Here is a 13,607-nt window from a genome sequence, read left to right on the forward strand (position 1 = left end):
TGGTGAGAACGCCGGGCGCATGCGTACGGCCTCCGACGGGCACAGCCTCGACCACCGTGTTCGGACTGGTTCTTCAGAACGCATGCCAGCGCCCGGCCCTGCGGGTGCGTGTTCCGTCGAGGCGTTGCCGCAGTGCTTCCGCATGTTCCCGTGAGCGGTGTGCATGTCGAAGAGGTGCGCTCAGCTGAACGAAGTCGCGCATCTCCAGCAGTAGCTCGAATCCGGGAGACTCTTCCAGGTCATAGCCGTAGCGTTCAGTGAAGATCCGCACGCGGTCGGGATCGTCGTGGTAGCGACGGGCAGCGTGCCACGTCGGAACCAGATCGACTTCGCGCGGACCCCAGGCGGCGGAGTCCCAGTCTCCCATCAACACGGTCCCATGGTTGCCTCGAAGGAGATTGCCCAACCAGGCATCGCCGTGGATCAGCCCGTTACCCAACGGCCAGTCGACCACCGCGAGTTCGGAGCGCAGTGCCGGGATGCGCTTCTTCAGCCAGTCCCGATCGTCATCGGTAAGCACCGGTGACGCGGCGGGATTCGAGATCGCACGCTCCAGGGACGTCAGCGGTTGCCAGGACCGCAGGCGCACAGGGGGTTGCCGGAGTTCGTGCAATCGGCGGAGCAACGTGCCAAGAACAGCCGAATCGAGGTCGGGCGTCGGCCCGGCCTGCGGATAGTAGTGCCAGAACGTGACGGTATGGCCTACAACGGAGACGGCGTCCGTGTCGCGGAGCGGAGTGACGGCCGGATACCCATGCTGCGACAGCCAGCGCGTGACCGCCAACATGTTCCGTGCCTGAGCCGTGTGGTCGCCCGCCGCGACTCGCGCCACCGCGTGCTCGGCGGGAAGCAGCAGCACGGCGTTCGCGTAGTTGTGGATGACGTGAGCGTTGGCGGGGTCCAGGCCTGCCAAGGCACACGCGGCCCGCGCGACTCGGATCGGATCTGCGCCGCCCGACGAGGTGGGGTCTTCCGAGGTCACATAGGGATTATTCCCGCAGGAAGACCCAGTGAAGCACCGCATTCGGCGATCGCGGTCCGCAACTCCAACGCGGTCCTTCCTCGCAGCGGATTCGCCCCCAGTCTGCCGCGCCAGCCGCCACAGAGGACGCGCAAGCGGGGCGATCACCTCGTCGGCGGGCAGATCGAGGACCGGCCGCATGGCGGCTGCTGCAGCGTCGACCTCGCTAAGGGCTGTCACGTAACTGATCTTGTGGTTGGCGATGCGGACGCTTCTTGGTCAGCCGGTGAGGGCGAGGTTGTAGAGGCGGGCGATGTCGAAGGCGGTGTCGCGGAGCGTGTGGGCCGCGGCGGTGGTCGCGCGGGATGGTCCGGTTCTTCATGCGGGTCGGAGTGTGTTCGGCGCGGGCGTGGATGCTGCGGTGGGCGGTGTTGAGGTGTTCCTGCCTGTCGGTCAACGCGCTGCCGTCGCGGGGTTTGCGGTAGGGCATGATCACTTCGGGGTTGTCCTGCTAGCCGCCGTCGGCCATGACGGGTCGACCGCGAAGCATGTCGGCGATGCCGGAGTCGCGGTAGGCGGTGCAGTCGTTGCGGTTGCTGGGGTGCGGGTCGCCGGTGGCGATCACCAGGCGGGTGTCGGCGTCGATGGCCACCTGCAGGTTGGTCGAGTACCGGTAGTCCTTCGACCGTGCCGCGAGGCGGTGGTCGCGGGTGGGAACCAGGGTGCCGTCCACGATCACGACCCGATCGATGCGGCGGCGGCGCCTCACCGGGGCCAGGAAGAGCAGTGGGCCGACGGTGTCGATGACCCGGTGTGCCGCGGCGTGCGACACCCCGAACAGCGGCCCGAGCTGCCGCATGGTGAGGTTGGTGCGCCAGCAGGTGGCCACCAGCAGCACCCGGTCGGTCAGGTCCGGGCGCCACTGCCGACCGGGACGGCCGTCGGCGATCGCGTCACCGCCTCGCTCGGCCACCACCCGCACCAGCTTGCGGAACTGCCCAGGCTGCAGACCGGTGAACGGTGCGATCGACTCCGACCGGGACGCCGAGATCACCTGCACACGAACATGATCGCCCATCCACCCAGGCGACCCATCACCGAGTTACGTGACAGCCCTTACTGTAGGGCGGCCTGCGCCGTCGCGAGTTCCAGCCGGGAAATGACCAAATCACCGGTTGAGGCCGGGCGGGGGTTCTACCGCCACCCCGAGAAGTGGGCCACTAGCGCTGCGAATGGTCCCGCACCGGGCAACCACCGCGCTGATCGACTTCGATCGACTCTGATCAACCGCACGGCGTCCATTCGGGTTGTCACTCGGATGGAGCGAAATGCCGTGTCGGAAATCGCCGATACCCGTCGGGCGAGAGAGGAAGTCGCCTATTCGAATTCCTTGTGGAATACCGGGAGGAACCCCGTGGCAAGGTATCTGCTCAAGCGGACAGCGCGGTGCGTGGTGGCCGGCGCGGCAGTGGTGGGTCTGGCGGTGGCCGGGGTGGCGGTGGTGGCGCCTCCGGCGGTGGCTGGGGAGCTCGGGTTCGCCTACGTCGCCAACAGCCAGTCCGACACCGTGACCACGATCAGCGTGTCCACCGGCGGCACGGCCACCATCCGGGTGGGCGGCGGGCCTTCGGCCGTCGCGATCTCGCCCGACGGGTCGCTGGCCTACGTGGCCAACACCACGTCCGACTCCGTCTCGGCGATCCGGACCGCCACCAAGAGCGTCGTCGCCACCTTCGCGTCCGGTGGCAGCCGGCCCGCCGGCGTGGCGTTCAACGCCCTCGGCACCCGCGCGTTCGTCACGAACGCGGGCTCCGACACGGTCAGCACGATCGACACCGCCACGCACGGCGTCGTGGCGCTCACCGCGGTCGGCAAGAGCCCGACGGGCATCACCGTGACCCCCGACGGCACCCGCGCCTACGTGTCCAACACCAACAGCAACACCGTGTCCGTCCTGGACACCACCACCACCGCGCACGTGGACGACATCGCGGTCGGCACCCGCCCGGGTCGGCTGGCGGCCACCCCGGACAGCAGCAAGGTCCTGGTCGTCAACACCGGCTCCGGCGACGTGTCCGTGCTGGACACCGGCAGCAACCGTCGGATTCAGACGGTGGCCGTGGGCGCGGGACCGTCCGGGGTCGCCGTGGCCCCCGACGGCCTGCGCGCCTACGTCTCCAACGGGGCCGACGACACCGTCACGGTGCTGGACACCGATCCCGCCACGACCGACTCGATCGCGGTGCGGTACGTCGTGCGTGTCGGTCACCGGCCCACGGGCGTGGCCATCAGCCCGGACGGCGACAAGGTCTACGTGTCCAACAGCGAGTCCGGCACCACGTCGGTCATCGACACCGCGACGACCCGCGTCTCCACCGCCGACGTGGACTCCGGTCCCACCGGGATCGCCACCGGCGTGCCGCAGACCCTCACCGCCGCCGTGTCGCTGGGCGACAGCTTCATCTCCGGTGTCGCGGGCCGGTGGCAGGGCAACGGGGTGCGGGAGGAGCTGAGGGGCAGCGACGTCCTCGGCACCGACCGGGCCGTGTACCGCTGCGGTCCGCTCGGCACCGACTCCTGCAAGAACGACCCGAAGATCGTCTACGGCCGCTCCTACGACAACAAGTGCCTGCGGTCCTACTCGGCGCAGATCCAGGCCGCGGACCTGCCCGTCACCCGCCGGATCAACCTGGCCTGCTCGGGAGCGGACACCTCCAACATCATCAACACCCCGCTCAAGAACGAGCCCCCGCAGTCCCGGCAACTCGCCCTGGTGGCGCGGGACTACCAGGTGAAGCTCGTCGTGCTCAACGTCGGCGGCAACGACATCGGGTTCCGCGACATCATCAAGAGCTGCGTGATCACGTACCTGAGGAGCGGCCCGCGCTGCCGCGGCGAGAAGGCGACGGCCTTCACCAACGGCCTGGTGCGCGCGGAGACCAACGTCGCCCTGGCCATCGACAAGGTCCGCGAGGTGATGGCCGCCGCCGGCCACCACCGCGACGACTACCGGTTCGTGCTCCAGTCCTACCCCTCGCCGGTGCCGACCGGCGCGCAGATCCGCTACCCCGAGGCCAACGGCTACGACCGCTACCAGGTCGGCGGGTGCCCGGTCTACAACTCCGACGCCGACTGGGTGCGCAACGTCGTGGTGCCCAAGATCGCCGACTCGCTGGAGTACGTGGCCGACCAGAAGGAGGTGGAGTTCCTCGACGTCCGGGACCTGTTCAGCGGGCACGAGGTGTGCGCCAGGAGCGCGGAACAGGCGACCGACTACGACAACCACCTCAAGCCCCAGCTGGGCGACAAGGCGGAATGGGCCCGATTCCTCGACGCCACACCGTTCGTGAACCAGGGCGACACCGACGAGTCGGTCCACCCGAACTACTACGGCCAGCAGGCACTCGGCTCCTGCCTGACCGCGTTCTACGAGTACTCGGGCGACAAGTGGAACCACCTGTGCCGCAACGTTCCCGGCAAGGGCGCGAAACACGTGGTCCTGGACCAGATCGACTGACCGACCCCTCGCACCCGCGGCCCGACCGGCGCGGGCACGTCCGAACCGACCGAACCGGTGCCCCTGACCACCAGCACGGTGGCCAGGGGCACCAGCTCTTCGACGTGTCCGCGACGACCTCGATGAACGGTTCTGGTTCGTCATCGACCAGGCCGCACTCGAACGCATGGCGAACATGGACGGCAACTCGGCGGTCCAACGGGAGCAGAAGCTGGCCGTCGCCCAGGCCATTGACCGGCCGAACGTCGAGGTGCAGGTGGTTCCGTGGCGCGTCGGCTACTACCTCGGTCAGGAGTTCAACTACACGATCTTCGGCTACGACAGCGACCCTCAAGTGGAACTCGTTCATGTAGAAGGACTCAAGGACGGCCACGTCACGTCCAACCAGGAGGAAGTGGACGACTACCTCACGGTGTGGGACCACCAGCGGGCCGCAGCACTCGGCCCCGAGCAGTCCCGGGCCTTCCTCCTGGCGCCCTGACGGGGCCGACGCAGCACACGAGGAAAGGAACCGATGATGATCCCCCCAATGCCGCACGGAGCCGAGAGGCTGGCGGGGTGGCGCAAGTCCACACACAGCAACCCCAACCAGTCGTGCGTCGAGGTCGCGGGCGGCGCCGACGGGCCGGTCGTCGCTGTGCGCGACACGAAGAACCGCTCAGCGGGAACCCTGGTGTTCCCCGGCAACGCTTGGAAGGCGTTCACCTCAACAGCCGTCGAGGGGCGCTTCACCGGCTGATGCCGTCACAGCGTGAGGTGCCCCGGCGAACGTCGTCGCCAGGGCACCTCGCCGACCGGCGGCTGTCGGCCGGATGTTGTTACAGCGCAAGGCGTTACACAGGTGGTTGTTGCAGTCGGCAGATTCGTCGTCCGTCGACCTCCATCGTGTCCGGGGCGATGGGGACGTAGTAGGCGTTGCTGACTTGTTCGCTGGGCCAGAACGGCACGGATCCCCGAGGGCCGACGCACCTGCCGTAGTGGCCGCCGGAGTTCTCGACGCGGATGAGGATGAACGAGTCCGCGCAGTGGGTGTAGAGCGCGACCGCGCCGTTGTGGTGGTCGGGGTTGACGTGGTGGAAGCCGCACAGGGCCTGGGTGGCGTCGGCGTCGGCTGGTGTCAGGAGCAGGGCGGCGAGCGCCGGGAGGACGGCGAGGGCATGTCGGGCTGTGGTCGGGTGGTGCATGTGATCGCCTCCGAATTGTTCGGTGTCGCGGTGTGCGACGGGGGCGATCACGAGCATTGGACGGGCGTGGGACGGCCGGTAGACGGTTGTCGCCTTCGAACGGGAAGGAAGGCACTGACGTCACGGTCAGGTGAGCGCGGTGAGCAGTCGTTCCAGGAATACGTCGGCTTGGACGGTGTCCACGACCTTGGTGGGTCGGCGGGTGGTGCCGATGCTGCTTTCGATGTGGGTGGCGCGGGCGATGAGGCGGAGGTCGGCGACGATCTGGCCGCGGGTGTGGGTGCCGGTGAGTTCGACGCCGAGGACGAGTTCGCGGTGGGTGGAGAGGTCGGGGTCGAGGGTGATCGCGACGGCCAGCGGGTCGTGCAGCGTGCAGGCCTTCTGCCCGAGGATGGTGGCGTAGACCTCGGCGTAGTGGGCGAGGATCTTGTTGGCGTAGCGGGCTTTTGGGCTGTCCAGGGTGGAGAGTCTGGTCATCCAGTCGGCGTCGGCGCGGGCGGTTTCGGTGACGTCGAGTCCGACGAGGGTGAGGTCGTAGCCGGCGCGGAGGACAATGTCGGTTGCTTCGGGGTCGTGCCAGGTATTGGCGTCGGCGTAGGGGGTGATGTTGCCGGGGACGGTGACGGCGCCTCCCATGACCGTGATGGAGCGGATCAGGTTGGGCAGGGCGGGTTCGAGCATGGTCGCCAGGGCGATGTTGGTCAGCGGGCCGAGTGCGATGACGGTCAGTTCGCCGGGGTGTGCGCGGGCGAGGCGGACCAGTTGTTCGGCGGCTGACTCTGGCGCGGGGCGGCGGGAGGGTTGTGGTCCGGCGTGGCCGCCGAGGCCGTCGGGGCCGTGGACGAACTCGGCGGTGTGCAGCGGCTGGATCAACGGTTCGCGGGCGCCCACGGCGACCGGGATGTCGGGTAGCCCGAGACGGTCGAGCAGGCGTAGGGCGTTGTCGGCGGCCTGGGGTGCGGGGACGTTGCCGTGCACGCTGCCGATCGCGACCAATTCGGCGTCGGTGCGGTGGGCGAGGTAGAGGATGGCGAGTGCGTCGTCGATGCCGGGGTCGGTGTCCAGGACGATGCGCACGGTGTTCACTCAATCAGTTGGATCGGGTGAGTAACCATCGCCCTGGAGGGTCGGTGGTTCTTTACTGTGCGTGTATGAGGGTGTGTGTGTTCTGCGGGTCGTCCAGTGGTCGTGCTCGTCATGTGGAGGTCGCCGGGCTGGTCGGACGCATGTTGGCCGAGCGGGGTGTGGAGGTCGTCTACGGGGGTGGGCGGGTCGGCACGATGGGGGCGTTGGCCGATGCGGTGTTGTCGGCGGGTGGTTCGGTGGTCGGGGTGATCCCTCGCAGCCTGGTCGAGTGGGAGGTTGCGCATCAAGGGCTGACCCGGCTTCACGTCGTGGAGACGATGCACGAGCGCAAGGCGTTGATGGCCGAGCTGTCCGACGCCTTCGTCACGTTGCCCGGTGGTGCGGGCACGTTGGAGGAGCTGTTCGAGGTCTGGACGTGGGCGCAGTTGGGTCTGCACACCAAGCCGGTCGGTCTGCTGGATGTCGACGGCTACTTTGCGCATCTGCTCAAGATGGTCGACCACATGGTGGAGGAGGGCTTCCTCAAGCCGCCCTATCGAGACATGCTGCTGGTCGAGGACGACCTGGAGCGGCTGCTGGCCCGGTTCCAGGACTACCGGCCACCGGCCTACAAATGGTCCGACGACGGTCCCACCGGGTAGGCGATCTCCTGCCGCTGGGCGGGGACAGGGAGCACGTCGAGTTGTGCCCGGACTTCCGCGGCGTGGGGGTCGCCGAGTTCGTCGAAGATGGTCAAGGCCTCGTGCCATGCCGCATCGGCGTGGTCGGTGTCGCCGGTGGCGAGGTGGCTGTGCCCCATGCCGAGCAGGGCTTCGGCTTGGCCCCAGCGGTCACCGATCCGGGCCCTTGCGGTCAGCGCCAGGTCGAAGTGGTGAAGGGCCTCGGCGTGCTGTCCCATCACCTGGTAGGTGGCTCCCAGCTTGACCAGGCAGAACCCCTCGCCGTAGCGATCGCCGGCCGCGCGTTTGAGTTCCAGCGCCCGACCGAGGTAGCGCAACGCGATGTCCGCGTCGCCGAGAACGCGATGTGCCTCGCCGAGGCTGGCCAACGCCGTGGCTTCACCGTGCAGGTCTGATACCTGTCCGAACAGCTCGACGGCTTCGGTGAACAGGCGGGCCGCGCGGTCCGCGAGGCCGAATTCGAGTTCCAGGAAACCGGTGGCGGTGAGTGTCCACGCCTGCCCGGTCCGGTCGCCGATCTCCCGCCGCAGGCTCAACGCCAGGCGGAGTTGTTCGCGGGCCAGATCGACGTGGCGCCGCTCGCGGTGGGCATTGGCCAGGTTGTTCAACACCCAGGCGGTCCCGAAACGGTCACCGCCTGCTTGAGCCGCGGCGAGCCCGGCGGTGTGGCCGGTGATCCACGCGGTCCAGTGTTTGCGCAGGTACAGGTAATCCCACATGCCGACCGGCAGCTTCCACGCATGGGTGTGCAGACCGACGTCGGCCGCCCGCTGTCCGGCCGCCACGAGGTTGGACAGCTCGCTGTCGTACCAGGCGAGCGCCTCGTCGTAGGTGAACGCCTCCGGACCGGAGGGCACTCCCTCGGTCGGGGGATCCAGGTCGGGATTGCTCCGGTGGGACGACAGCGCGTACGCGGCGAGGTAGGCGGTGTGCAGGTACCAGTCCAGCAGCCGCAGGTTGGCCGCAGACCGGCTCTTCTCCGAGTCTTCGACGTGCGCCCGCTCGGCGCTGTACGCCTTGAGCAGGTCATGCTGTCGGTAGCGTCGCGGTCCGATCTCGTCGACCAGGTGGACGGCGACGAGCCGTTCAAGCAGCCGTTCCGCCGTCGTGGGTGGGAGACCGGACAGGGCCGCTGCGGCCTCCCGGCTGAACGCGGTGCCGGGGTGCAACCCGATCAGCCGGAACAAGCGGGCCTCGTCGTGGGGAAGGGCTCGGTACGTCCACGAGAACACCGCTCGCACCGTGTCATCCCCATGGTGAGGGGACAGTGCGTCCAGTCGTCTGTCCATCGAGGACAGCTCGGTTGCCAGTGCGTCCAAGGTGAGATGAGGATGCGCCGCGACGCGCTCGGCCGCCACCCGCACCGCCAAAGGCAGTCCACCACAGAACCGCACGATCGTCTCGGCCGCCTCGGCCTCGGCATCCACCCTGTCCGCCCCGACGACCTCCCGCAGCAGCACCAGCCCATCGCCCGGATCAAGCGCCGCGACGGTGACGCACCGGGCGTCATGGTGGATCGCGAGACCGGACAGGCGCTTTCGACTCGTGACCAGCACCAGGCACTCCCGCGCGGCCGGGATCAGCGGCCGTACCTGGCCTTCCTCGGCTGTGTTGTCCAACACGATCAACGTTCGCGTTCCGTCCAGCAGGGTGCGCAACTGGGCAGCCCGGCGCTCCACGCCCGACGGGATGTCAGCCGGCTGGATACCCAGCACACGAAGGAAGTCCTCCAGAACCTCGTTGGGATCCAGCGGTGTCACGTCGGCCGCGTGGCCGTGCAGATCGATGAAGAACACCCCATCGGGGAAGCGATCCTTGACCCGGTGCGCCCACGTCACCGCCACGGTCGTCTTGCCCACGCCGGCCTGCCCGTCGACCACGATCACGCCCGCGAACTGATGTTGCCGGACCTCGGCGAGCAGCCGGTCCAGTGCGCGCAGCGTCTCGTCGCGGCCGATGAGCCGTGGAGACGACGGGGGCACCTGCGCCTGTGAACCGCTCCCCAGAAGTTGGACTGGGAATCCAGTTCCGACTTCCGGGGAGCGGTTTGGTGCATCCACGAAGTTCGTTGTCCGAGGGGCAGCGGGAGTCCGCTGTGGCGTTGTTCGAGGCCGGGTATGGTCCGAAGGCTGTGGCAACCCGGTTGGGTGTGTCCAGGGCCGCGGTGCGACGCTTGCATGATCGTTGGAGGTTGAGAGGCGCGGGAGCGCTGATGAACAATCCGGGCAAGCGGTCGTTCACGTTCGAGTTCAAGCTCGGGGTCGTGCGCCGGTTCGTGGCGGGTGAGGCGACCGCGGCCGAGCTGGCGCGCGAGCACGACCTGTCCTCGTCCAAGCTGGTCGAGAACTGGGTGCGGGCGTATCGGCGCGAGGGAGAGGAAGCGTTGCGCCCCAGGCGGAAAGGCCGGCCCGCGGCGCCACCGGCTTCGGAACCGGATGAGCTGGAACGGTTGCGGGCCGAGAACCTGCGGTTGTCCGCGAAGGTGGCCTACCTGGAAAAATTGCGGGCCTTGAGGGAGCAGGGGCGAGGGTGAAAACCCAGGTCATCGCCGCCCTCAAGGCCGACTACCCGCTGCCGGTGCTGCTGGCGGTCGCCGGCCTGGCCCGGTCGACGTTCTTCCATCACCAGGCCCGGCTCACGCGACCTGATCCGCAGGCCGGGCTCAAGACCGCGATCATCGAGGCGTTCGAGGCCGCCCGTGGCCGCTACGGGCATCGGCGGATCCACATCATGCTGATCCGTCAAGGCCGGCAGGTGGCCAAGAAGACCGTGCTCAAGCTGATGAACATCCTCGGCCTGGTCTGCGAGGTCCGGCGGCCACGCCGGTATCGGTCCTGGCTCGGGCAGACCGGCACGACCGCCGAGAACACGCTGAACCGCCAGTTCACCGCATCGGCGCCGGACACGAAGTGGGTCACCGACGTCACCGAGTTCCGCATCGGTGACCGCAAGCTCTACCTGTCCCCGATCATCGACCTGTTCGACCGATCCGTGATCGCTTACTCCTGTGGCCCGTCGCCAACGCTGGAGCTGACCAACTCTTCACTCCGCGAGGCGATCGCCACCCTGCCCGCCGGCACCTCGCCGCTGGTGCACTCCGACCAAGGGTTCCAGTACCAGCACGCCTCCTGGCGGAAACTGCTTGACGACGCGGGCCTGACCCAGTCGATGTCACGGCGGGCCAACTGCCTGGACAACTCCATAGCCGAGAACTTCTTCGGCCACCTCAAGGAAGAACTGTTCCACCACACCAAGTTCGACACCGTCACCGAGTTCACCACGGCGCTGGACGAGTACATCGACTGGTACAACACCACCCGCATCTCGACCACGCTCAAGGGCCTGAGCCCGGTCGAGTACCGAGCCCAGGCCCTCACGGCCTAACCTTCAGTTAGCCAGTCCAACTTCCGGGGACCAGTTCACCGGCCGTGAGGTCCCCTTCCGGCGCGGTCCGAGCATGTCCCGGTGAAAGATCGCGACGAGCCTGCCTCCGGTGTTCAGCGCGGTGTCGCAGGCTCGGGCGAAGTCCTCCGTCGGAGGCTTGACGCCGGTCTCGACGTTGCTGTGGTGCCCAGGGCTGTAGTGCGTGACCTTGGCCAACTCGCGCTGCGACATCCCACCACGCAGCCTGCGCAACTCCTCGACGAACGACGTCTCGCCGACCGCCGCTTCGTGTCCCGCCTTCGCAATTCCGTTCAACCGAATACACCGCCCCCTTGTTGCTGCCCCCAGACGGCTTCGAGACTGATCACGTCGGGATCCTCCGGTGATCAGTTCCGATAGGTCGAGAATATGCCGAACCGTCCGGGGAAGACCGGGGTAGGAGCCCAACGATTGCCCGTTCGAGTGACCCTCTCGTCATTCAGGGCGGCGATCCACAGTGGAGTCCGGGTCGGTGATCGTGCCGTGTGCTGGCTCTTGGAGCGTCGTTGGCGTAGGACTGGGGCATGGTCACCACTGTGGTGTTCGACGTTGGAGAGACCTTGCTGGACGACTCGCGGGAGTGGGGCGCGTGGGCCGACTGGATCGGCGTGCCACGGCACACGTTCTCCACGGTGCTCGGTGCGGTCACCGCCTCCGGACGGGACAACGCGGAGACGTTCCAGTACTTCCGGCCGGGGTTCGATGTCGTGCACGAACGCCTGCTGCGTGAGCAGGCCGGCCGCGGAGAGCAGATCGAGGAGACCGACCTCTACCCCGACGTCCGCTCCGGACTGGCCGCGGTACGAGCGCGTGGCTTGTGGGTCGGCGTGGCCGGCAACCAGACTGCTCGGGCTGCCTCATTGCTGCGCGGGTTGGACTTGCCGGTCGACTTCGTCGCCACCTCCGGAGAGTGGGGCGTGGCGAAACCCGATCCGCGTTTCTTCGGGCGGGTCGTCGAGGCGGCACCGACGCACGACGTGGGCCAGGTGGTGTACGTGGGCGACCATCGGGACAACGACGTGGTCGCGGCGAAGGCTGCCGGACTGCGGACGGTGTTGATCCGACGCGGTCCATGGGGCCATCTGTGGGCTGACGACCCCCTGACACGCCGGAACGCGGACTGGGTGGTCGACTCGCTGCACGAGCTGCCCGCACTGTTGGCGGGATAGCGTGGTGCTCAGCGGGCGTTGGCCCATGCGGCGAGATCGATCAGTCCCGTATCAGGCGAGCGATGCGTACGTAGCAGGGTCGACAGGGCCTTTCGTACCTGTGGATGCTCGCGGGTGTGCTGAGGCGCTGCTTCCCGTGCCAGTTCAAGACATGTATACGCGTCATCGTGATGGCCGAGGCGGAGCTGTGCCCGACCGAGATCGATGTAGTAGTGCGAACGGCGCTCCGCCGGAAGCTCCGCAGGGGGATGCCAGTCTGCCGCGCGTCTGATGCCGTTGGTGTCATGGAGTTCGGTTGCCACCGCGAGTTCGTGGATGCGTAGCGAGGAAGGGCCGAATGCGGTCCCGTGGTAGACGCCCTCAGGCAGGAGGCGAGCGGCACGATCTGCTTCACGCAGATGGTCGGCGGCAGAGTCGGCATTGCCGGCTCGTGCCGCCACAACCGCGGCCCGCATGTGCAACGCGCCGTAGGCGGCTGCGGCGGGCCCGGTGTTCGCGTCGGTGATCTTCACATTATCCGCGGCGGCGACGAGAGCGTGGGAGGCAGTCTCCAGATCGCCGCTGGCGAAGAAGCACTCGGTCCGCACATACGTGGCAGTGGCAGTCAGCAGCGGATCCTCGGACGTCGTTGCCGCTTGACGCATGAGATCGATCAGACGTGCCGACAGATCGTGGTAGCCGAACTTGAACGCGACGCCGTCTGCGGCGCGGAATACCATTGCCAGCAGTGCAGCGATCTTGACGTCCTCAACGTTGCCACGCAGTTGGCGGGCGCGGGCCAACTCGAAGATCAGCTCGGGGAGGCGCCGGACAAGGAGCGCGTAGCGTGCCTCCAGCCTGTGCCGGCTCACCGTGGCCACGTCCGAGGCGATCTCGTCGGAAGGGCGGGTCGGTCCATCATCGGGAACGTCGATGGCGTCGAGAGCCCGTCGCAGGCGTGGGATGGCGGCGTGCACGACTTCCGGGCTCCCGACTGCTCCGTCGGATGGCTGCCACGATGTCTCCACCAGGTCCTGCTGCGGAGCGTTGTTGCGCCGCCGAACGGCACGCTGCTCTCGCTGCGCTTGATCACGAAGGGAAATCAATGCACCGCTGGCGCCGAGTACTCGGTCGAGCGCGTTCACCAGCTCGCGAGAAGGCAGGTTGCTTCCGACTCGTTCAGCGAACGAGACGTATTGGCGGGTATATCCGATCTGAACGGCCAGATGGGGCTGACTGAGCCCGGCAGCGTCGCGCAACCGCTTGATCTCCTGCGCGAGCCGGACGGCTGCGGGTGCCGTCCTTGCTCCCTCTTCAGCTTTGTCGATCACATCGGACTCCGGATGTGCCGGAAGCGGAGTGGTGGTCCTTGACGTAGTCGGTATGCCACTTTCCGTGATAGTAGCTGGTCGTCGCCACATTGCTTCACGTGCCCTTCGGTGAAGGTCGTGCCTCCGGTCGATTGCTGTGCCGCACGCGTCCAGGGGCGGAGGCGTGAAGTGCGTTAGAGTTCCGACATGGAACACATGGAGCCGTAGCTGCGGATCACTGCGGCTCGCTCCGCACAACGACGGGCGCACCAGCCTGGGCAGCATCCAATCCACGAAG

General features: G+C 67.6%; 12 protein-coding genes and 2 pseudogenes. 7 read left to right on the forward strand and 7 right to left on the reverse strand.

Annotated features, from left to right (window positions below; translation table 11 throughout):
• Positions 1 to 73: 73 nt before the first annotated feature.
• Positions 74 to 982 (reverse strand): phosphotransferase, encoded by a 909-nt coding sequence (locus ACQPZF_RS10640; RefSeq protein WP_433270731.1) that lies wholly within the window; start codon positions 980 to 982, stop codon positions 74 to 76.
• Between the two features lie 258 nt (positions 983 to 1,240).
• Positions 1,241 to 2,021: pseudogene (locus tag ACQPZF_RS10645) on the reverse strand (transposase family protein).
• 354 nt (positions 2,022 to 2,375) lie between these two features.
• On the opposite strand from ACQPZF_RS10645, the gene ACQPZF_RS10650 reads away from it, so the two are divergent.
• From ACQPZF_RS10650 to ACQPZF_RS10660, 3 genes and pseudogenes are all read left to right on the forward strand, one after another.
• Positions 2,376 to 4,478: a beta-propeller fold lactonase family protein gene (locus ACQPZF_RS10650; RefSeq protein ID WP_433270733.1), complete on the forward strand. Its 2,103-nt coding sequence runs from the start codon at positions 2,376 to 2,378 to the stop codon at positions 4,476 to 4,478.
• Between the two features lie 115 nt (positions 4,479 to 4,593).
• A pseudogene (locus ACQPZF_RS10655) lies at positions 4,594 to 4,959 on the forward strand (DUF5753 domain-containing protein); the annotation flags it as partial.
• A gap of 48 nt (positions 4,960 to 5,007) precedes the next feature.
• Positions 5,008 to 5,217 (forward strand): DUF397 domain-containing protein, encoded by a 210-nt coding sequence (locus ACQPZF_RS10660; RefSeq protein WP_433270735.1) that lies wholly within the window; start codon positions 5,008 to 5,010, stop codon positions 5,215 to 5,217.
• A gap of 94 nt (positions 5,218 to 5,311) precedes the next feature.
• Here ACQPZF_RS10660 and ACQPZF_RS10665 read toward each other — a convergent pair whose 3' ends face one another.
• Together ACQPZF_RS10665 and ACQPZF_RS10670 are read right to left on the reverse strand one after the other, a co-directional pair.
• Complete coding sequence (locus tag ACQPZF_RS10665) at positions 5,312 to 5,662, reverse strand: DUF6355 family natural product biosynthesis protein (RefSeq protein WP_433270737.1); 351 nt, start codon at positions 5,660 to 5,662, stop codon at positions 5,312 to 5,314.
• Between the two features lie 126 nt (positions 5,663 to 5,788).
• A complete protein-coding gene (locus ACQPZF_RS10670; RefSeq protein ID WP_433270739.1) occupies positions 5,789 to 6,748 on the reverse strand; it encodes a nucleoside hydrolase in 960 nt (319 codons plus the stop codon).
• Between the two features lie 65 nt (positions 6,749 to 6,813).
• Here ACQPZF_RS10670 and ACQPZF_RS10675 point away from each other — a divergent pair, with 65 nt between their 5' ends.
• Complete coding sequence (locus tag ACQPZF_RS10675) at positions 6,814 to 7,389, forward strand: TIGR00730 family Rossman fold protein (protein WP_433270741.1); 576 nt, start codon at positions 6,814 to 6,816, stop codon at positions 7,387 to 7,389.
• Here the strand turns inward: ACQPZF_RS10675 and ACQPZF_RS10680 are convergent.
• Complete coding sequence (locus ACQPZF_RS10680; protein WP_433270743.1) at positions 7,356 to 9,410, reverse strand: ATP-binding protein; 2,055 nt, start codon at positions 9,408 to 9,410, stop codon at positions 7,356 to 7,358. The genes ACQPZF_RS10675 and ACQPZF_RS10680 overlap by 34 nt on opposite strands.
• A 68-nt stretch (positions 9,411 to 9,478) precedes the next feature.
• Here ACQPZF_RS10680 and ACQPZF_RS10685 point away from each other — a divergent pair, with 68 nt between their 5' ends.
• On the forward strand, positions 9,479 to 9,961 hold the full coding sequence (locus ACQPZF_RS10685; RefSeq protein WP_433270745.1) for a helix-turn-helix domain-containing protein: 483 nt from the start codon (positions 9,479 to 9,481) through the stop codon (positions 9,959 to 9,961).
• Complete coding sequence (locus ACQPZF_RS10690) at positions 9,958 to 10,812, forward strand: IS3 family transposase (protein WP_433267953.1); 855 nt, start codon at positions 9,958 to 9,960, stop codon at positions 10,810 to 10,812. The genes ACQPZF_RS10685 and ACQPZF_RS10690 overlap by 4 nt, the downstream gene beginning before the upstream one ends.
• 3 nt (positions 10,813 to 10,815) lie before the next feature.
• On the opposite strand, the gene ACQPZF_RS10695 is transcribed toward ACQPZF_RS10690, so the two are convergent.
• Positions 10,816 to 11,127: a helix-turn-helix domain-containing protein gene (locus tag ACQPZF_RS10695; protein ID WP_433270747.1), complete on the reverse strand. Its 312-nt coding sequence runs from the start codon at positions 11,125 to 11,127 to the stop codon at positions 10,816 to 10,818.
• Between the two features lie 248 nt (positions 11,128 to 11,375).
• Between ACQPZF_RS10695 and ACQPZF_RS10700 the strand changes: the two genes are divergently transcribed.
• Positions 11,376 to 12,020 (forward strand): HAD family hydrolase, encoded by a 645-nt coding sequence (locus tag ACQPZF_RS10700; RefSeq protein ID WP_433270749.1) that lies wholly within the window; start codon positions 11,376 to 11,378, stop codon positions 12,018 to 12,020.
• Between the two features lie 8 nt (positions 12,021 to 12,028).
• Here ACQPZF_RS10700 and ACQPZF_RS10705 read toward each other — a convergent pair whose 3' ends face one another.
• Complete coding sequence (locus ACQPZF_RS10705) at positions 12,029 to 13,330, reverse strand: helix-turn-helix transcriptional regulator (RefSeq protein WP_433270751.1); 1,302 nt, start codon at positions 13,328 to 13,330, stop codon at positions 12,029 to 12,031.
• Positions 13,331 to 13,607 lie beyond the last annotated feature (277 nt).

The organism is Actinosynnema sp. CS-041913, assembly GCF_050942485.1.
GTDB lineage: Bacteria > Actinomycetota > Actinomycetes > Mycobacteriales > Pseudonocardiaceae > Actinosynnema.

Bases quoted from the DNA above. Each gene is read 5' to 3' on its own strand.
- ACQPZF_RS10660 (WP_433270735.1), top strand. From the start codon at position 5,008: ATGCCGCACGGAGCCGAGAGGCTGGCGGGGTGGCGCAAGTCCACACAC.
- ACQPZF_RS10665 (WP_433270737.1), bottom strand. From the start codon at position 5,662: ATGCACCACCCGACCACAGCCCGACATGCCCTCGCCGTCCTCCCGGCG.
- ACQPZF_RS10675 (WP_433270741.1), top strand. From the start codon at position 6,814: ATGAGGGTGTGTGTGTTCTGCGGGTCGTCCAGTGGTCGTGCTCGTCAT.
- ACQPZF_RS10700 (WP_433270749.1), top strand. From the start codon at position 11,376: ATGGTCACCACTGTGGTGTTCGACGTTGGAGAGACCTTGCTGGACGAC.